A 19,966-nucleotide genomic window follows, 5' to 3' on the forward strand; every position below is an offset into this window, starting at 1 on the left:
AAAAATTCGCAGGGTTAGTGGAAAAACGGGGGGTGTTTTGCGCATTGCTTAGCATAAATTAATCGAATGTATGCGGCGGCAATTGCTTCTGTATCTCATTGGGTTAAAATTTGCGTTGAAGCGATAACGATGTCTGACAACCGAAGGACAAAGTACATACCATTTTTTTTGTAAATGGTTTCATTTAAATATATATAGTTTATTTATTGGTAGAAAGGACAGATAACAAGATGGTGCATTTTTGCATCGGCTAAACGTATATTCTAGACGGTTGTGATATGTTTTTATCGCTTGGCTTATAATCGAAACTTCGTTGCTAAACAGTATTCATTATTTTATCTACCTATTTATTAGTACTGTATTGTCGCCGTTCTTCCCCCGTAACGGTGGAAGTCTCTGATACGCACCTTATATGCGTTTTTCGCCACGGCGGTATAGCAAGGGTTTCTGTCGTTTGATTGAAGGAATAACCGATCTTGTCTTGCGGGAATAAAACAAACGGCTTCACATTGTTTGTCTTGCACAGCGATAAGATTATCTACACAGGATTTAGTGGAGTGATATATGGCTGAATATGATTCAGAAATTGCCATGGTTAAAGAGCCTGCGGACATTCATTTGCGCAGCGTCGATCTTAATTTGCTGACTGTTTTTGACGCCGTGATGCAAATGCAGAATATTACGCGAGCCGCTACTTCATTAGGGATGTCGCAGCCGGCGGTGAGCAACGCGGTTGCGCGCCTGAAGGTGATGTTCAATGATGAGCTGTTTGTGCGCAGCGGGCGGGGGATCCAGCCCACGATGCGGGCCAGACAGTTATTCGGGCCGGTACGTCAGGCACTGCAATTGGTGCAAAATGAACTGCCCGGCTCAGAGTTCGAACCCTTTACCAGTATACGGGCTTTCTCGCTATCCCTCTGCAGCCCGCTCGACTTACGGTTGGGAGCCAAGATAATCAACCACGTCAAACAGATAGCCCCGCAGCTTAATTTGCAAGTAAAGTCATACATTAACAATAATATTGAGCATCAATTGCGTTATCAGGATGTTGAGTTCGTTATTGGCTACAGTCGATTTGAGTCGGCGGAGTTTCGCAGTTTGGCGCTGTTCGACGATGAACTGGTGCTGGCTGTCGCGCAGGCGCACCCGAGAATGACTGCGAGTCTTACACCGGAGCAAGCTTTATTTGAGCAACATGCCGTGGTCTCGCTGGAAAGCTTTGGATCTTTCAGCAAGCCTTATTATATCGAAGAAGCCATGCAGCGTGCCGTGACTCAGCAGTGCACCGATTTATATAGCGTGTTAAATATGGTCTCCCAGACGGAAATGGTGGCTATCGCACCGGCATGGCTGGTACGGCAACAGGCCACGTCACTGAAGATAAAAGCGGTGCCTTTGTGTGCGGAAGACAATAAAGCGACATGTTATCTTTCCTGGCACGAATCGTCCGAACGCGATAAAGGGCATCAATGGATGAAATCCGTTCTGACTGAGGCGGGCAACCCAGAGTAAATCCATGGAATACTCTCCCTGAAGAAAGATAATATTTATATGAGCAGGTTTTTTGCATGATAAAAAGCTAAGAACTATCTTGGTTTTTATTAAGATGTTTCTGGGTTTTTTGCGATAAAATAACTTTTCTATAGCTGTTATGGTTATTTTATGAAAAATAATAACATGAATTTATATTCTGATTTTTTAATTTTTATTGGTGTTTTAAACTGATTTGAATGGACGGCCCGCAGGGGCCGCATTTTGTCCCCGACATAAAACCTTTTTAACGCTGCTCTGTCCAACCTGAGGGTGTGGTGAAGCTAGCCTGCCTTTTGGCTCACACTTCTACGCTGAAAACTCTTTTCCCGCTGCCTGAGAGTAGGTAGACTGCGCGAAAAAAAGTAAACACGTGTAAGCTGAGATTCGGGGCCAGAGGCTCTGTTCGAGGTTAACTGTTTGATTCATTTCAGGCTTAGAGCGCTATGATCAATAATCTGCTGCAATACCATCTGACTCATCGTATACAGCACCAAATTTCCCATCGTGCCGATCGCACAGCTTTTCGCCAATGGTCTCCTGATGGCGAGACACAACTGACCTGGGGACAGGCCGACGCCCACATTAACCGCATCGCCAGCGCGCTGCTGGCGTTGGGGTCCGAAGTGCAGGAGCGCATCGCGATTTTTGCCAATAACTGCATGGCTTGGTCGCTGGCGGATTTGGCTATCCTGCAACTTCGGGCGGTGAGCGTACCCTTGTATGCCACCAACACGCCTGCCCAGGCAGCATTTATTATTAATGATGCGGATATTCGCATCCTGTTCGTCGGCGAGCAGGCACAGTTGGATGCAGCCATTGCGCTGCGCGGTGTGTGCCCGCAGTTGAATCATATCATCGTGTTCGATGACGCAGTCGATCTGCGCGGGTGCGATATTGCCCGGCATCTGAGCGCCTTTGAACGCGGGGCCGATGTTGATGCCTTTGAATCTCAACGGCGGGAGCGTATTGCAGATTGCGATCTGCGGGATCTGTTCACTCTGATCTACACCTCCGGCACCACCGGCGAGCCAAAAGGGGTGATGCTGGATTACCGTAATCTGGCCGCGCAGCTCTATCTGCACGACGAGCGGCTAACGGTGAACGAAGAGGATGTCTCCCTCAGTTTCCTGCCGATATCACACGTATTTGAGCGCATCTGGAGCTTCTTCATCATGCACTCGGGCGCGCAGAACGTGTATCTGCCGAATACTGACTGGGTGCGTGAAGCCATGACGGCGGTACGCCCGACGTTGATGTGCGCGGTACCCCGTTTCTACGAAAAAATCTTTAGCGCGGTGCATGAAAAGGTAGCGCGTGCGCCCTGGCTGCGTCGTGCATTGTTCCATTGGGCGATCGTCTGTGGTGAACGCAAGTTCCTGCAGGAGCGCGCCGGTAAGCCGCTGGGCAAGTTGTTCAACCTTTCCCACCGCTGGGCCGACAAGCTGGTCCTGAGCAAGCTGCGCGGCATCCTCGGCGGGAAGGTGCGTTTCTTGCCGGCGGCGGGCGCCAAACTTGACGACAATGTCATCCTGTTTTTCCAGGCGATGGGCGTCAATATCAAATATGGTTATGGTATGACCGAGACCTGCGCCACCGTCTCCTGCTGGGAAGAGGGTAATTTCCGCTTTGGCTCTATCGGCAAACCCTTGCCGGGGGTTGAGGTGCGTATTGGCGAGGAAAATGAGATTCAGGTACGCGGCCCCATCGTGATGCGCGGCTATTTCAATAAGCCGCTGGAAACCACCGCTTCTTTTACCGGGGACGGCTGGCTGAAAACCGGTGACGCCGGCGCGATTGACGAGGCGGGTAACCTGTTCATTACCGAGCGACTGAAGGATTTGATGAAAACCTCCGGCGGCAAATATATCGCCCCGCAGATGCTTGAAGGCACGTTGGCTCAGGATCGTTTTATCGAGCAGGTGGCGATCATCGCCGATGCGCGTAAATTCGTTTCGGCCCTGATCGTACCCAGCTTTGAGTCGCTGGAAGAGTATGCGAAATCCATTAACCTGAAATACCAGGATCGGCTTGAGCTGCTGCGTAATAGCCACATTATAGAAATGTTCGAGAGCCGTCTGCGCGACATGCAAAAAGAGCTGGCGCGCTTTGAGCAGGTGAAAAAGTTTACTCTGCTGCCGGCGGCCTTTTCGATGGAGTTGGGTGAACTCACCCCCACGCTGAAGCTGCGCCGGAAGGTGATTCTACAGCGCTACCAGCATGAAATTGACTCGATGTACCAGGATCAGGCATAAGGATGCTGCCGGGCAGTATACCCGGCTAAAAAAACAGCATAATTCTTGCCTGATATAGTTCTGTAATTCCCTGTCTGCCCGAAACAATGCCTAGCCTGATCCGCCAGCGGCTAGTGCATTGTTTTTGTAAACCCCCGATCCTCAGTCGCATGGCAATAACCACTCTATTTCTGAGTCTTTTTGTCGTTTGCCTGCTCAATACTCTGACGTTATGTTAGCCAGTTAGAATCAATACACAAAAATTTTGGGGCATTGCCCCACAACAGGCGCTACGTTCCGGCGCCAGACAAGAATAAGTAAGCCTGGAGGCAAACCCATGGAGATGTTGTCAGGAGCCGAGATGGTCGTTCGATCGTTGATCGATCAGGGCGTTAAGCACGTATTCGGATATCCGGGCGGGGCGGTACTCGATATCTACGACGCCCTGCATACGGTCGGAGGAATCGATCACATATTGGTGCGTCATGAGCAGGGTGCGGTGCATATGGCCGATGGCTATGCGCGCGCTACCGGTGAGGTAGGCGTGGTGCTGGTGACTTCCGGCCCCGGCGCGACCAATGCGATTACCGGCATTGCGACCGCCTATATGGACTCCATCCCGATGGTGGTGCTCTCCGGCCAGGTTCCAAGCTCGCTGATTGGTTATGACGCCTTCCAGGAGTGCGACATGGTCGGGATTTCTCGCCCGGTGGTGAAGCACAGTTTCCTGGTGAAGCGCACTGAGGATATCCCCGGCATCCTGAAAAAAGCCTTTTATCTGGCCTCGACCGGCCGTCCTGGCCCGGTCGTGATCGACCTGCCGAAAGATATCGTTGGCCCGGCGGTCAGAATGCCTTACGCCTATCCGCAGGAAGTGAGCATGCGCTCCTATAACCCAACGGTGCAGGGCCACCGCGGGCAGATAAAACGCGCGCTGCAAACCATTTTGGCGGCTAAAAAACCGGTTATGTACGTTGGCGGCGGAGCGATCAACTCGGCTTGCGATGCAGAACTGCTGGAATTGGCGGAAAAGCTGAATCTGCCGGTGACCTGCACCCTGATGGGGCTGGGTGCCTTCCCCGGTACGCACCGCCAGAGCGTCGGCATGCTCGGCATGCACGGCACTTACGAAGCCAATAAAACCATGCACCATTCCGACGTGATTTTCGCCGTCGGCGTGCGTTTTGACGATCGCACGACCAACAACCTGGCAAAATACTGCCCGGATGCCACCGTACTGCATATCGATATTGATCCTACCTCGATCTCCAAGACGGTCGATGCCGATATTCCGATCGTGGGCGATGCCAAACAGGTGCTGACCCAGATGCTGGAACTGTTGGCGCAGGACGATAAGGCGCAGGACTTCGATGCGTTGCGCGACTGGTGGCAGTCTATTGAGCAGTGGCGCGCGCGCGACTGTCTGGGCTATGACAAAAACAGCGGTACCATCAAACCACAGGCAGTGATCGAAACCCTGCATCGTTTGACCAAGGGGGATGCTTACGTCACCTCCGATGTGGGCCAGCACCAGATGTTCGCCGCGCTCTACTATCCGTTCGACAAGCCGCGCCGCTGGATCAACTCCGGTGGGCTGGGCACCATGGGCTTCGGCCTGCCGGCTGCGCTGGGCGTGAAGCTGGCGTTGCCTGATGAGACCGTGGTGTGCGTAACCGGCGATGGCAGTATCCAGATGAACATTCAGGAGCTTTCCACCGCGTTGCAATACAACCTGCCGGTGATAGTGGTAAATCTCAACAACCGCTATCTGGGCATGGTGAAGCAGTGGCAGGACATGATCTACTCAGGTCGCCATTCGCAGTCTTATATGGATTCCCTGCCTGATTTCGTCAAACTGGCGGAAGCTTACGGTCACGTAGGCATCGCCATTCGCACGCCGGATGAACTGGAAAGCAAACTGGCGCAGGCGTTGGCCGAGAAAGAACGACTGGTGTTTGTCGATGTCACCGTCGATGAGACCGAACATGTTTACCCCATGCAGATCCGCGGCGGAAGCATGGACGAAATGTGGTTAAGCAAAACGGAGAGGACCTGATCATGCGACGTATTTTATCTGTATTGCTGGAAAACGAATCCGGCGCGTTGTCGCGTGTGGTGGGGTTGTTCTCCCAGCGTGGTTACAACATTGAAAGTCTGACGGTAGCGCCGACCGACGATCCTACGTTGTCGCGTATGACCATCCAAACCGTCGGCGATGAGAAAGTGCTGGAGCAGATCGAAAAGCAGCTGCATAAGCTGGTGGATGTGCTGCGCGTCAGCGAGCTGGTGCAGGGCGCGCATGTTGAGCGCGAGATCATGCTGGTGAAGCTGCAGGCCAGCGGTTATGGCCGTGAAGAGGTGAAACGCTGCGCCGATATTTTCCGTGGGCAGATTGTCGATGTCACGGCGACGCTTTACACCGTTCAGCTGGCCGGCACCAGCGACAAGCTGGATGCGTTTCTTAATGCAGTGCGCGAAGTGGCTGAAATTGTCGAAGTGGCGCGTTCCGGCGTCGTCGGCGTGTCGCGCGGCGATAAAATCATGCGCTGAAACGTGATATTGGCATAATCTGAGGGCGCGGCATGGCTGCGCCTTTTGTTTTTCAGTGTTTTTTGCCTGTTTGCTGGCACCTTTCGGCAAAAGCGGTTGCTCGGCAGTGTTTTCTGCTGTTAGATCGCAGAGGCTGGATTGAATAACCGCACGGGATGCGATGGTTAATCCGAGCATAGCTTTCACTTCTATTTTCAGCGTCATTAAGGGGTTAACGTGAAACTGGATGAAATCGCGCGTCTCGCTGGCGTTTCGCGCACCACGGCCAGTTATGTCATCAACGGCAAAGCGAAGCAGTATCGTGTCAGCGATAAAACCGTCGAAAAAGTGATGGCCGTGGTCAGGGAGCATAACTATCACCCGAATGCCGTCGCGGCAGGATTGCGCGCCGGACGAACTCGCTCTATCGGCCTGGTGATACCGGATCTGGAAAACACCAGCTATACCCGTATCGCCAACTACCTGGAGCGCCAGGCGCGCCAGCGCGGTTATCAGCTATTGATTGCCTGTTCGGAAGATCAGCCGGATAACGAAATGCGCTGTATCGAACACCTGCTGCAACGCCAGGTCGACGCCATTATCGTTTCCACCGCTTTGCCGCCGGAGCACCCGTTCTATCAGCGCTGGGCCAAAGATCCATTACCGATCATCGCTCTGGACCGGGCACTGGATCGCGAGCATTTCATCAGCGTGGTGGGAGCCGACCAAGAGGATTCCTTCGCGCTGGCGCAGGAGCTTCGCACTTTTCCGGCGGAGTCGGTGCTGTATCTGGGCGCATTGCCTGAGCTGTCCGTCAGTTTCCTGCGTGAGCAAGGATTCCGCCAGGCGTGGGAGGGCGACGAACGGCCTGTCGATTATCTGTATGCCAACAGCTATGAACGCGAGGCTGCCGGCGTACTGTTTGCTGAATGGTTGAAAACGCATCCGATGCCGCAGGCGTTGTTCACCACTTCGTTCTCTCTGTTGCAGGGGGTGATGGATGTGACGTTGAAACAGCGGGGTCGCTTGCCGACCGATCTGGCGATCGCCACTTTCGGCGATCACGAGCTGCTGGACTTTCTTGAGTGCCCGGTGCTGGCGGTAGCGCAGCGCCACCGTGATGTGGCTGAACGGGTACTGGAACTGGTGTTGGCCAGCCTGGATGAACCACGTAAACCTAAACCGGGCCTGACGCGTATTCGCCGCAATCTGTTCCGTCGCGGTAGTCTGAGCCGGAAATAAATAATACAGGCGGGGCGGCGTCGCTGTTTCCTGCCTGTCTCCCTGCTTTACACATAGCCGGTGACCCGGAACAGCTTTCTGCAGTATTCAAGAAAGTAGCCATATATCACGCCCATCGCCATCGAGACCACGGCATTTCCGGCCACCGCAGTCATAATTTGCTGCCCGTCTGCACCTACGCTCCACAATATGGCGGCGTACACCGGCGATTGAAAACTTACATACGCCAGCAAGTCGGCGAGGTTACGCAGCAACCATTGTCCGTGATGAGAGCGCTTCGCAAGGCGAATAAACAGGTCGCGGTAGCGTCCATAGGGCCAGGCGATCAGGATATTCACCGGGATCGACACCAGGCGGGAGGAGAGCGATTGCTGAAAATTCATGCCGGAAACCAAAATTTCTATCGCCATTCCGGCGATGAAACAGTACACCACCAGTGCAAAAGTATCGGCGGCGGCGCTGCGCCAATAAGCGACAGGCGAAAGCATGGTGCAATCTCCTTAAGTGTTGGTTAATGTTCTGTTAAAACTGATGATTGTGGTTGTTGATTCTTGTTTATTGCGTTTTTTATAGTTTACTCCTCTATCTTGTTTTTATTGGGTAGCTGAATATTTTTATTTATTGCTCTTGGCTGATTTTTATCCTGAGGAAGAGCGGTAGAATCTGGCGCGAAGGGATTAAAACGGGAGGGTTTTTACTTTTTTGATTTAAAACATATGGTTACGAATTTTTTCATTATAAAGTGCATTTTCACAGCAAAAATTGTGGGAATAAATGATGTAAGGAAATGAAACCATAATTGTAAACAGGTATTTTGAGAATAATCTTACCAAGCTGATTTAAATCGAAAATAACTCGACTCGTAATATCCGAGTAATTTATTTTTTCATCTGGCTTATCACTGACGCTTTAATTGAAGTAAAATAGCGCCCGACCTGAAGTGCAATAACCGTTGAGCGTTATTAACTCAATGGCTTATACCGTATTTCGCCAATGGCCGGAGTTAACGGCGAGCCTTGGCCGGTGTGGGTTACGGCGGGTTACAGGGTTGTGATTGCCGAGCTAAAAAATGAGACATCGATTGCAGAAGGAAGTAATGAGTTAATTAATCGCCAATTTGTCAGGTTTTTAATCACCCTCTTTCCGCTCAGAAAATTATCCCCGTTTATCATGATGTTAATTTTAACTCATCGAATAAATAGCGTTCCTTTCGCGAGTCAGCTCCCAAAATGACGGGAGAAATATTGCCAAAGCGCCGCCGCTCTGGCTTGACAAGGTTTTCATACCCTCCGTAAACTCCCTTATGTGGGAATTTGTGGTGTAAAGTGGTGAAAACGGTCATGAAGGGGTAGCTCAGGAATGTTCCGTGGGGCAACGATGGTCAATCTCGACAGCAAAGGGCGGCTTGCCGTACCCACCCGTTATCGGGATTTGCTGAACGAGCAATCGCAAGGCCAAATGGTCTGTACCATTGACCTCCATCAGTCCTGCCTGCTGCTTTACCCATTGCCCGAATGGGAAATTATTGAACAAAAATTATCCCGTCTGTCGAGTATGAATCCCGCAGAGCGCCGCGTTCAGCGCTTATTGTTGGGGCATGCCAGTGAGTGTCAGATGGACAGCGCCGGTCGGTTGTTGCTAGCTACTACGCTGCGTCAACACGCCGGGCTTACAAAAGAAGTGATGCTGGTCGGGCAGTTCAACAAGTTTGAACTGTGGGATGAACAGACCTGGTATCAACAAGTCAAGGATGATATTGACGCAGAACAGTCGACTCAGGAACCGTTGTCTGAGCGGCTACAGGACTTGTCGCTATAAGCATGTTGGAAAACTATAAACACACCACCGTACTGTTGGATGAGGCGGTCAATGGCCTCAATATTCGCAGTAACGGCATATATATCGACGGTACTTTTGGTCGCGGTGGCCATTCTCGTCTGATTCTGTCCCAACTGGGGCCGGAAGGACGTTTGCTGGCAATTGACCGTGATCCACAGGCGATTGCAGCCGCCAAATCTATTGAAGATCCTCGTTTTACCATCGTACACGGCCCATTTTCTGATTTGTCACACTACGTGCGGGAACGCGAATTGGTGGGGCAGATTGATGGCGTCTTACTCGATTTGGGCGTTTCTTCGCCGCAGTTGGATGACGCAGAGCGCGGTTTCTCCTTCATGCGTGACGGCCCACTGGATATGCGTATGGACCCATCAAGCGGCCAGTCCGCCTCTGAATGGTTGTTGAAAGCGGAAGCGGACGACATTGCCTGGGTGCTGAAAACCTTCGGTGAGGAGCGTTTCGCCAAGCGCATTGCCCGCGCCATCGTGGAAAGAAACCGTGTCGAACCGATGACGCGCACCAAAGAGCTGGCTGACCTGATCGCCAATGCCAGCCCGTTCCGGGAAAAACACAAGCATCCGGCAACGCGCAGTTTCCAGGCCATTCGTATCTACATCAACAGTGAACTGGAAGAGATTGAGCGTGCGCTGGACGGCGCGCTGGAAGTGCTGGCCCCGCAGGGTCGCCTGTCGATCATCAGTTTCCACTCGTTGGAAGATCGTATCGTTAAACGCTTTATGCGCCACCATAGCCGCGGTGCTCAGGTACCGGCAGGTCTGCCGCTGACTGAAGAGCAACTGCGCGGCATGGGCGGGCGCACGCTGAAAGCCTTGGGCAAGATGATGCCTTCGCAAGATGAAGTGGCGGAAAACCCACGCGCGCGTAGTTCAGTGCTGCGCATTGCCGAGAGGATGCCTGCGTGATTGGTAATGAACGCCACGGTTTGGTGGGGGTGATTGGCGGCGATCTGCTGCGTAACGCCAAGATCCCATTGATTTTACTGGTCGCTTCACTGATTTCTGCGATTTTTGTGGTGACTACCGCACACCGTACCCGCCTGCTGACCGCTGAGCGCGAGCAGTTGGTGCTTGAGCGGGATGCTCTGGATATTGAATGGCGCAACCTGATTTTGGAGGAGAACGCCCTCGGCGACCACAGCCGGGTCGAGCGTATCGCCACCGAAAAACTGCAGATGCAACATGTTGATCCATCGCAGGAAAATATCATCGTTAAACAATGAACAGTTTAACTGAAATCATGACACGGAGAAGAAAGGGAACGCATGAAAGCAGCACGCCCCGGTAAGTTGAAACGCCCGGAAAATCAGGCCAGCTTTGTAAGCTGGCGTTTTGCGTTGCTGTGCGGCTGTATTTTGCTGGCGCTGGTGGGATTGATGCTGCGCGTGGCCTATCTGCAGGTCATCAATCCGGACCGCCTGGTGAAAGAAGGCGACATGCGTTCGCTGCGTGTGCAGGAGGTACCGACCTCACGCGGCATGATCAGCGATCGCGCTGGCCGACCATTGGCGGTGAGCGTACCGGTCAACGCCATTTGGGCGGATCCTAAAGAGCTGAACGAGCGTGGCGGCATTACGCTGGATAGCCGTTGGAAGGCGTTGTCCGACGCGCTGAATATCCCTCTGGATCAGCTTTCTACCCGTGTTAACGCCAACCCGAAAGGGCGCTTTGTTTACCTGGCTCGCCAGGTGAACCCGGCGGTAGGCGATTACATTCGCAAGCTGAAGTTACCGGGGATTTACCTGCGTCAGGAATCGCGCCGTTACTACCCGGCCGGCCAGGTCACCTCACACATTATCGGCGTGACCAATATTGACGGCCAGGGCATCGAAGGCGTCGAGAAGAGCTTTGACCGCTGGTTGACCGGGCAACCGGGTGAACGAACCGTGCGTAAAGACCGCTATGGCCGGGTGATCGAGGATATCTCCTCGGTCGACAGCCAGGCGGCGCATAACCTGGTATTGAGCGTCGATGAGCGCCTGCAGGCGCTGGTGTATCGCGAACTGAACAACGCGGTGGCGTTCAACAAGGCTGAATCCGGCACGGCGGTGCTGATCGACGTGAACACCGGCGAAGTGCTGGCGATGGCCAACAGCCCGTCTTACAACCCGAATAATATGGCCGGTACGCCGAAAGACACCATGCGTAACCGCGCTATTACCGATATTTTTGAGCCTGGCTCCACCGTGAAACCTATGGTGGTGATGACAGCGTTACATAACGGTGTGGTGAAAGAAAACAGCGTGCTGAACACCATTCCTTTCCGCATTCAGGGCCACGAGATTAAAGACGTGGCGCGTTATGCGGAGCTGTCGGTAACCGGGATCTTGCAGAAGTCGAGTAACGTTGGCGTTACCAAGCTGGCGTTAGCGATGCCGTCCTCGGCGTTAGTAGATACTTACTCTCGTTTTGGACTGGGAAAAGCGACCAATTTGGGGCTGGTCGGAGAAAGCAGTGGCATATACCCAAAAAAACAACGGTGGTCTGACATAGAGAGGGCCACCTTCTCTTTCGGCTACGGGCTAATGGTAACTCCGTTACAGTTGGCGCGAGTCTACGCAACGATCGGCAGCCTGGGCGTGTATCGCCCATTGTCGATCACCAAGGTTGACCCTCCGGTTGCCGGCGAACGCATTTTCCCTGAACCTCTGGTGCGCACCGTGGTGCACATGATGGAAAGCGTGGCCTTGCCGGGCGGCGGCGGCGTGAAAGCCGCCATCAAGGGTTACCGCATCGCTATTAAAACCGGTACCGCCAAAAAGGTCGGCCCGGATGGCAAATACGTCAACCGATATCTCGCTTATACCGCCGGCGTCGCGCCGGCCAGTAATCCCCGTTTTGCTCTGGTGGTGGTGATCAACGATCCTCAGGGTGGGAAGTACTATGGCGGTGCAATTTCCGCACCGGTGTTCGGCGCCATCATGGGCGGCGTATTGCGCACCATGAACGTCGAACCGGACGCGTTGCCCACCGCTGATAAAAGCGAATTAGTGATTAATAAAAAAGAGGGTTCAGGTGGCAGATCGTAATTTGCGCGATTTACTCGCTCCATGGGTGCCGACGGCGCCCGGGCGCGCGCTGCGGGAAATGACATTAGACAGCCGTATTGCGGCTGCCGGGGATCTGTTTGTCGCCGTTGTTGGCCATCAGACAGATGGACGCCGCTATATTCCGCAGGCCATTGCGCAGGGTGTTGCAGCCGTGATTGCCGAAGCTGAAGGTCAGGCCGAAGACGGCGCAATCACGGAAATGCACGGTGTGCCGGTGATTTATCTGAGCCAGCTTAACCAGCGCCTTTCCGCATTGGCCGGGCGTTTTTACCATCAACCGGCCGAGCGCCTGCGTCTGGTTGGCGTGACCGGCACCAACGGTAAAACCACCACCACGCAACTGCTGGCGCAGTGGAGCCAACTGTTGGGTGAAACCGGCGCAGTGATGGGCACCGTCGGTAACGGTCTGCTGGGCCAGGTGTGCCCGACTGAGAATACCACCGGTTCTGCGGTGGATGTTCAACACGTATTAAACGAGTTGGTCGATCGGGGCGCAACCTTCGCCGCGATGGAAGTCTCTTCTCACGGGTTGGTGCAAAACCGCGTGGCGGCGCTGCCGTTTGCCGCCGCAGTGTTCACCAACCTGAGCCGCGATCACCTGGATTACCACGGTGATATGGCCAATTACGAAGCGGCCAAATGGTCGTTGTTTGCCGGCCACGAAGTGGGGCAGGCGATCATCAACGCCGATGACGAAGTGGGTCAGCGCTGGCTGAGCAAATTGCCGGATGCGGTGGCGGTCACCATGCAGGATAACCTGCAGCTGGGTTGCCATGGCCGCTGGCTGAAAACCACTGCGGTCAGTTATCACGATAATGGCGCCACTGTCCGTTTCAGCTCAAGCTGGGGCGATGGCGAAATTGAGAGCCGCCTGATGGGCGCTTTCAACGTCAGCAACCTGTTGCTGGCACTGGCGACGCTGCTGTCACTGGGCTATCCGCTGGACAAACTGGTGGAAACCGGCAATCAGCTGCAGCCGGTATGCGGCCGCATGGAAGTCTTCAACGCGCCAGGCAAACCGACGGTCGTGGTGGATTACGCCCACACCCCGGACGCGCTGGAGAAGGCGCTGGAAGCTGCGCGCCTGCACTGCCAGGGGCAGCTGTGGTGCGTGTTCGGTTGCGGCGGCGATCGTGACAAAGGCAAGCGCCCGCTGATGGGTGGCATCGCCGAGCAGTTCGCCGATCGCGTAGTGGTGACCGATGACAACCCGCGTACCGAAGAACCGCAGGCGATCATTGCCGATATCCTTACCGGTCTGCTGGATGCCGGGCGTGCGCTGGTGATCCACGGCCGTGCCGAAGCGGTAACCAGCGCGATTATGCAAGCCAAAGAACAAGATGTGGTGCTGGTGGCGGGTAAAGGCCACGAGGACTATCAACTGGTGGGGAACCGCCGTCTGGATTACTCCGATCGCACCACCGTTGCGCGTCTGCTGGGGGTAATAGCATGATTCCTGTCTCCCTTCAGGCACTGGCCGATGTATTGAGCGCTGAGTTGATCGGCGCCGATTGCCAAATCATTGAGGTGACGACAGATACCCGCCAGGTAACCGCAGGTTGCCTGTTTGTGGCGCTGAAGGGCGAGCGTTTTGATGCGCATGCCTTCGCTGCCGATGCTGTAGCCGCAGGAGCTGGGGCGCTGCTGGTGAGTAAGCGCTTATTGGTGGACGTACCGCAACTGGTGGTGAAAGACACGCGTTTGGCGCTGGGGCAACTGGCTGCCTGGGTGCGCCAGCAAGTGCCGGCCCGCGTTGTGGCGTTAACCGGTTCATCGGGCAAGACCTCGGTGAAGGAAATGGCCGCCGCTATTTTGCGTGAATGCGGTGAGGTGCTGTATACCGCCGGCAACTTCAACAACGATATCGGCGTGCCGCTGACGCTGCTGCGTTTGCAACCGCAGCATGATTTTGCCGTGATTGAGCTGGGTGCCAACCATATTGGCGAGATTGCCTATACCACCGCATTAACGCGGCCACAGACCGCCCTGGTGAATAACCTGGCGGCGGCTCACCTGGAAGGTTTTGGCTCTTTGGCCGGCGTCGCCCAGGCGAAAGGTGAAATTTTTACCGGCTTGCCGGCTGACGGCGTGGCGATCATCAACGCCGACAATAACGACTGGCCGCATTGGCAGAGCATGCTGAACGATAAAACCGTCTGGCGCTTCTCGCCGCAGGCGGCGGAAGGCGTGGATTTCTTCGCCAGCGACGTGCTGGTGAACGCCAAAGGCACGCAATTTACGTTGCACAGCCCGTTCGGCACCGCGACGATAGCGCTGCCGTTACCGGGCCGCCATAACGTGGCCAATGCGCTGGCCGCAGCGGCACTGGCCATGTCGGTCGGTGCATCGCTCGAAGCCGTGCGCCAGGGGTTGAAACAATTGCAGGGGGTGCCGGGGCGTTTGTTCCCGATTGCGCTTACCGAAAACAAGCTGCTGCTCGATGACAGCTATAACGCCAACGTCGGCTCGATGACCGCCGCAGCGCAGGTATTGGCAGAGATGCCGGGCTACCGCGTAATGGTGGTTGGCGATATGGCCGAGCTGGGGGCGGATGCCGAAGAGTGTCACCGCCAGGTGGGTGAAGCGGCCCGGCTGGCCGGCGTCGATAAAGTGATAGGTATCGGTCCGTTAAGCCAGGCGCTGTGCGCGGCTTCCGGCAGCGGTGAACATTTTCAGGACAAGGCAGCAGTGATCGCGCGCGTGGCGGAGTTACTGTCGGAACATGCGGTAATTACCGTGTTAATCAAGGGTTCACGTAGTGCCGCAATGGAGCAGGTAGTACGCGCGTTACAGGAGAAAGCACCATGTTAGTTTGGCTGGCCGAGCATTTGGTCAAATATTATTCCGGCTTCAACGTCTTCTCCTATCTGACGTTCAGGGCCATTGTCAGCCTGCTCACCGCGCTGTTTCTCTCCTTATGGATGGGCCCGCGGGTGATTAAACGCTTGCAGGAGATGTCCTTCGGTCAGGTCGTGCGTAACGATGGCCCGGAGTCGCATTTCAGCAAACGCGGCACGCCAACCATGGGCGGCATCATGATCCTGACCTCCATCACCATTTCGGTGCTGATGTGGGCTTACCCGTCCAACCCTTACGTGTGGGGCGTGTTGTTCGTGCTGGTGGGCTACGGCATCGTCGGCTTCGTCGATGACTACCGCAAAGTGGTGCGTAAAGACACCAAGGGGCTGATAGCCCGTTGGAAATACTTCTGGCAGTCGGTGATTGCGCTGATTTTCGCTTTCGCCATGTATGCCGTAGGAAAAGACACGCCAGCCACCGAGCTGGTTGTGCCGTTCTTTAAGGACATCATGCCGCAGCTCGGCCTGTTGTACGTGCTGTTGGCGTACTTCGTGGTGGTCGGCACCAGCAACGCGGTCAACCTGACCGATGGGCTGGATGGCCTGGCGATCATGCCAACGGTGTTCGTGGCGGCGGGCTTTGCGCTGGTGGCTTGGGCGACCGGCAACATGAATTTCGCCAACTACCTGCACATTCCTTATCTGCGTCATGCGGGTGAGCTGGTGATCGTCTGTACTGCCATCGTTGGCGCCGGCCTGGGCTTTTTATGGTTCAACACCTACCCGGCACAGGTCTTTATGGGTGATGTCGGCTCACTGGCACTGGGCGGCGCGCTGGGCACTATCGCGGTGCTGCTGCGTCAAGAGTTCCTGTTATTGATTATGGGCGGCGTGTTCGTGGTTGAAACGCTGTCGGTGATCCTGCAGGTGGGATCGTTCAAGCTGCGCGGGCAACGTATTTTCCGCATGGCGCCGATCCACCACCATTATGAATTGAAGGGCTGGCCGGAACCGCGCGTGATCGTGCGCTTCTGGATTATTTCGCTGATGCTGGTGCTGATTGGCCTGGCGACGCTGAAGGTACGGTAATTATGGCGGATTATCAGGGTAAAAAAGTGGTCATCATCGGGTTAGGCCTCACCGGCCTGTCCTGCGTTGATTTCTTTATGGCGCGTGGCGTAACGCCGCGCGTTATGGATACCCGTATTTCGCCGCCGGGGCTGGACAAGCTGCCTGAAAGCGTTGAACGGCATTTGGGTGACCTGAATCTGGACTGGTTGCTGGCGGCGGATTTGATCGTTGCCAGCCCGGGCATGGCGCTGGCTCACCCGGCGTTGAGCGCTGCGGCGGATGCGGGGGTGGAGATTGTCGGCGACGTCGAACTGTTCTGCCGCGAAGCCCAGGCGCCGATCGTAGCGATCACCGGTTCCAACGGTAAAAGTACCGTCACCACTCTGGTGGGCGAGATGGCGAAAGCGGCCGGCTGGGCGGTGGGTGTGGGCGGTAATATTGGCCTGCCTGCGCTGAGCCTGCTGCGTCAGGAATGCCAGCTGTACGTGTTGGAGCTGTCAAGTTTCCAACTGGAAACCACCTTCAGCCTGAAAGCGGCGGCGGCGACCATCCTGAACGTGACAGAAGATCATATGGACCGTTACCCGTTTGGCCTGCAGCAGTATCGCGCCGCCAAACTGCGTGTCTATGAAAATGCCGCCCTGTGCGTGGTTAACGCAGATGACGCGCTGACCATGCCGGTACGCGGCGCAGACCAGCGCTGCATCAGTTTCGGGGCCGACGTGGGCGACTACCACCTCAACCGCCAGCAGGGCGAAACCTGGTTGCGCGTGCGCGGTGAGAAAATCCTGAATACCCGCGAGATGAAGCTGACTGGCCGCCACAACTATACCAATGCGCTGGCGGCGTTGGCGCTGGCCGATGCGGTGAATATCCCGCGCGCCTCCAGCCTGAAGGCGCTAACTACCTTTACCGGGTTGGCGCACCGTTTCCAACTGGCGTGGGAACACAACGGCGTACGTTGGATTAACGATTCGAAAGCCACCAACGTCGGCAGCACCGAAGCGGCGTTGAATGGCCTGCAAGTGGACGGCACTTTACATCTGCTGCTGGGCGGCGACGGCAAGTCTGCCGATTTCTCCCCGCTGGGGCGCTATCTGCAGGGCGATAACGTTCGCCTGTATTGCTTCGGCCGCGATGGCGAACAATTGGCGGAGCTGCGGCCGGACGTTGCCACGCTGACCGACACGATGGAACAGGCGATGCAAGCGATCGCGGGCCGGGTACAACCTGGCGATATGGTGCTGCTGTCACCGGCGTGCGCCAGCCTGGATCAGTTCCGTAACTTTGAAGTGCGTGGCGACGAGTTTGCCCGTCTGGCACAGGAGCTTGGCGGATGAAATTACGGGTGCCGACGTTCGGGTTGACCGAAAGACTGAAAGACTGGGTGATGGGATCGCGCGAGAGCGATTCGGTCAATATGGTGCTGTACGACCGTACCCTGCTGTGGCTGACCTTCGGGTTGGCCATTATCGGTTTTGTCATGGTGACTTCGGCGTCAATGCCGATCGGCCAGCGCCTGGCGGACGATCCTTTCCTGTTTGCCAAGCGTGACGCGCTGTACCTCGGGTTGGCCTTTGGCTTGTCGATGGTAACGCTGCGCATCCCGATGGAAGTCTGGCAGCGCTACAGCAATGTGATGCTGCTGCTGTCGATTGTGATGCTGCTGATCGTACTGGTGGTCGGCAGCTCGGTAAACGGCGCATCGCGCTGGATCGCGCTGGGCCCGTTGCGTATTCAGCCGGCGGAGCTGTCCAAGCTGTCGCTGTTTTGCTATCTGGCGAGCTATCTGGTGCGCAAGGTTGAAGAAGTGCGTACCAACTTTTGGGGCTTCTGCAAGCCGATGGGCGTAATGGTAGTGCTGGCGGTACTGCTGCTGGCGCAACCGGACCTCGGTACCGTGGTGGTGTTGTTTATCACGACGCTGGCGATGTTGTTCCTGGCCGGCGCCAAAATGTGGCAGTTCCTGGCGATTATCGGCTCCGGTGCCTTTGCGGTGGTGCTGTTGATCATTGCCGAACCTTACCGTATGCGCCGCGTGACGTCGTTCTGGAACCCGTGGGCCGATCCGTTCGGCAGTGGCTACCAGTTGACCCAGTCGCTGATGGCGTTTGGCCGCGGTGAATTTTGGGGGCAGGGGCTGGGGAACTCGGTACAGAAACTCGAGTATTTGCCTGAAGCGCACACCGACTTTATCTTCTCGATTTTGGGCGAAGAACTGGGCTATATCGGTGTGGTTTTAGCATTGTTAATGGTATTCTTCGTCGCTTTTCGCGCTATGTCGATTGGCCGCCGCGCGCTGGAGATCGATCAGCGCTTTTCCGGCTTTCTGGCCTGCTCGATCGGCGTCTGGTTCAGCTTCCAGGCACTGGTCAACGTCGGCGCCGCAGCCGGCATGCTGCCAACCAAAGGGCTGACGCTGCCGTTGATAAGTTACGGCGGTTCGAGCCTGTTGATTATGTCGACGGCGATCGTGCTGTTGCTGCGTATTGATTATGAAACGCGTCTGGCCAAAGCCCAGGCGTTTGTGAAGAGGTAAGGGATGAGCGGGAAACCTAAGCGTTTAATGGTGATGGCAGGCGGTACCGGCGGACACGTGTTCCCGGGGCTGGCGGTCGCGCATCATCTGATGGCGCAGGGCTGGCAGGTGCGCTGGCTCGGAACCGCAGACCGAATGGAAGCCGATCTGGTGCCAAAGCACGGGATCGAGATTGATTTCATCCGTATTTCCGGCCTGCGCGGCAAAGGGCTGAAGGCCCAACTGAGCGCGCCGCTGCGTATCTGGCATGCGGTACGCCAGGCGAAGGCGATTATGCGCAGCTACCAGCCGGATGTGGTGCTGGGCATGGGCGGTTACGTTTCCGGTCCCGGCGGTTTGGCTGCGTGGTTGTGCGGCATCCCGGTGGTACTGCATGAACAAAACGGCATTGCCGGGCTGACCAACCGTTGGCTGGCCCGCATCGCCAAAAAAGTATTGCAGGCATTCCCCGGCGCGTTTCCGAATGCGGACGTCGTGGGCAACCCGGTACGTACCGACGTACTGGCGCTGCCGCTGCCGGCGGAGCGACTGACCGGGCGTGAAGGCCCCATCCGCGTGCTGGTGATTGGCGGAAGTCAGGGCGCGCGGGTGCTGAATCAGACAGTTCCTGAAGTCGCGGCGAGATTGGGCGATAGAATTACGCTCTGGCATCAGGTAGGTAAAGGTGCGCTGGAAAACGTGTTGCGCGACTACGAGAGGGTAGGGCAGACGCAGCATAAGGTGACCGAGTTTATCGATGACATGGCCGCCGCTTACGCCTGGGCCGACGTTGTCGTGTGCCGCTCCGGCGCGCTGACCGTCAGCGAGATCGCCGCGGCGGGCCTGCCGGCGATATTTGTACCGTTTCAGCATAAAGATCGGCAGCAGTACTGGAATGCCCGCCCGCTGGAAGAAGCCGGCGCGGCGAAGATTATCGAACAGCCGCAGTTCAACGCCGATACCGTGGCGGATCTGTTGGCAAGTTGGGATCGCCCGCAGTTGCTGGCGATGGCCGAAAAAGCGCGGGCAGTGGCTATTCCCGACGCCACCGAGCGTGTGGCGGCAGAGCTGGTGCGGGTTGCCAAATAAATAATGCAGGGGTTCGGTACGCCGAGCCTGAATCAAAGAAATGTCATGT

The 19,966-nt window shown here is 55.6% G+C and carries 16 protein-coding genes; 15 read left to right on the top strand and 1 reads right to left on the bottom strand.

What is annotated here, in order from left to right; genetic code table 11:
• Positions 1–564: 564 nt before the first annotated feature.
• From leuO to cra, 5 genes are all read left to right on the top strand, one after another.
• A complete protein-coding gene (gene leuO, locus ACUTQW_RS14220; RefSeq protein ID WP_064798652.1) occupies positions 565–1,512 on the top strand; it encodes a transcriptional regulator LeuO in 948 nt (315 codons plus the stop codon).
• Positions 1,513–1,976: 464 nt separating this feature from the next.
• A complete protein-coding gene (locus ACUTQW_RS14225) occupies positions 1,977–3,785 on the top strand; it encodes an AMP-dependent synthetase/ligase (protein ID WP_064798653.1) in 1,809 nt (602 codons plus the stop codon).
• Positions 3,786–4,101: 316 nt separating this feature from the next.
• The gene (gene ilvI / locus ACUTQW_RS14230) at positions 4,102–5,820 is read left to right on the top strand and encodes an acetolactate synthase 3 large subunit (RefSeq protein WP_004950120.1); all 1,719 of its coding nucleotides are present in this window, start codon (positions 4,102–4,104) and stop codon (positions 5,818–5,820) included.
• Positions 5,821–5,822: 2 nt separating this feature from the next.
• Positions 5,823–6,314: an acetolactate synthase small subunit gene (gene ilvN / locus ACUTQW_RS14235; RefSeq protein WP_004950121.1), complete on the top strand. Its 492-nt coding sequence runs from the start codon at positions 5,823–5,825 to the stop codon at positions 6,312–6,314.
• A 216-nt stretch (positions 6,315–6,530) separates the two neighbouring features.
• Positions 6,531–7,535, top strand: coding sequence for a catabolite repressor/activator (gene cra, locus ACUTQW_RS14240; RefSeq protein ID WP_004950124.1), 1,005 nt, complete (start codon positions 6,531–6,533; stop codon positions 7,533–7,535).
• 47 nt (positions 7,536–7,582) lie between these two features.
• On the opposite strand, the gene ACUTQW_RS14245 is transcribed toward cra, so the two are convergent.
• On the bottom strand, positions 7,583–8,023 hold the full coding sequence (locus ACUTQW_RS14245) for an L-alanine exporter AlaE (RefSeq protein WP_004950126.1): 441 nt from the start codon (positions 8,021–8,023) through the stop codon (positions 7,583–7,585).
• An 871-nt stretch (positions 8,024–8,894) separates the two neighbouring features.
• On the opposite strand from ACUTQW_RS14245, the gene mraZ reads away from it, so the two are divergent.
• Genes mraZ through murG form a run of 10 tightly spaced genes read left to right on the top strand, consistent with a single transcriptional unit; the run spans position 8,895 to position 19,917 of the window.
• The gene (mraZ, locus tag ACUTQW_RS14250) at positions 8,895–9,353 is read left to right on the top strand and encodes a division/cell wall cluster transcriptional repressor MraZ (protein WP_004950128.1); all 459 of its coding nucleotides are present in this window, start codon (positions 8,895–8,897) and stop codon (positions 9,351–9,353) included.
• Between the two features lie 2 nt (positions 9,354–9,355).
• Positions 9,356–10,297 (top strand): 16S rRNA (cytosine(1402)-N(4))-methyltransferase RsmH, encoded by a 942-nt coding sequence (gene rsmH / locus ACUTQW_RS14255; RefSeq protein ID WP_004950130.1) that lies wholly within the window; start codon positions 9,356–9,358, stop codon positions 10,295–10,297.
• On the top strand, positions 10,294–10,614 hold the full coding sequence (gene ftsL, locus ACUTQW_RS14260) for a cell division protein FtsL (RefSeq protein ID WP_004950132.1): 321 nt from the start codon (positions 10,294–10,296) through the stop codon (positions 10,612–10,614). The genes rsmH and ftsL overlap by 4 nt, the downstream gene beginning before the upstream one ends.
• A gap of 42 nt (positions 10,615–10,656) precedes the next feature.
• Complete coding sequence (locus ACUTQW_RS14265; protein ID WP_004950134.1) at positions 10,657–12,420, top strand: peptidoglycan glycosyltransferase FtsI; 1,764 nt, start codon at positions 10,657–10,659, stop codon at positions 12,418–12,420.
• Complete coding sequence (murE, locus tag ACUTQW_RS14270) at positions 12,407–13,894, top strand: UDP-N-acetylmuramoyl-L-alanyl-D-glutamate--2,6-diaminopimelate ligase (protein WP_006323584.1); 1,488 nt, start codon at positions 12,407–12,409, stop codon at positions 13,892–13,894. The genes ACUTQW_RS14265 and murE overlap by 14 nt, the downstream gene beginning before the upstream one ends.
• Positions 13,891–15,252, top strand: a complete 1,362-nt coding sequence (murF, locus tag ACUTQW_RS14275) for a UDP-N-acetylmuramoyl-tripeptide--D-alanyl-D-alanine ligase (protein WP_006323586.1) — start codon at positions 13,891–13,893, stop codon at positions 15,250–15,252. Before murE ends, murF begins: the two co-directional genes overlap by 4 nt.
• Complete coding sequence (mraY, locus tag ACUTQW_RS14280; RefSeq protein WP_004950137.1) at positions 15,246–16,328, top strand: phospho-N-acetylmuramoyl-pentapeptide-transferase; 1,083 nt, start codon at positions 15,246–15,248, stop codon at positions 16,326–16,328. The genes murF and mraY overlap by 7 nt, the downstream gene beginning before the upstream one ends.
• Before the next feature lie 2 nt (positions 16,329–16,330).
• Positions 16,331–17,650 carry a UDP-N-acetylmuramoyl-L-alanine--D-glutamate ligase gene (murD, locus tag ACUTQW_RS14285; protein ID WP_006323588.1) on the top strand — a complete coding sequence of 440 codons (1,320 nt, stop codon included), beginning with the start codon at positions 16,331–16,333 and terminating at the stop codon, positions 17,648–17,650.
• Positions 17,647–18,849 carry a cell division protein FtsW gene (ftsW, locus tag ACUTQW_RS14290; RefSeq protein ID WP_004950139.1) on the top strand — a complete coding sequence of 401 codons (1,203 nt, stop codon included), beginning with the start codon at positions 17,647–17,649 and terminating at the stop codon, positions 18,847–18,849. Before murD ends, ftsW begins: the two co-directional genes overlap by 4 nt.
• Positions 18,850–18,852: 3 nt before the next feature.
• Positions 18,853–19,917: an undecaprenyldiphospho-muramoylpentapeptide beta-N-acetylglucosaminyltransferase gene (gene murG / locus ACUTQW_RS14295; RefSeq protein ID WP_004950140.1), complete on the top strand. Its 1,065-nt coding sequence runs from the start codon at positions 18,853–18,855 to the stop codon at positions 19,915–19,917.
• Positions 19,918–19,966: the final 49 nt, after the last annotated feature.

It is taken from the genome of Serratia sp. TSA_7 (assembly GCF_052692135.1).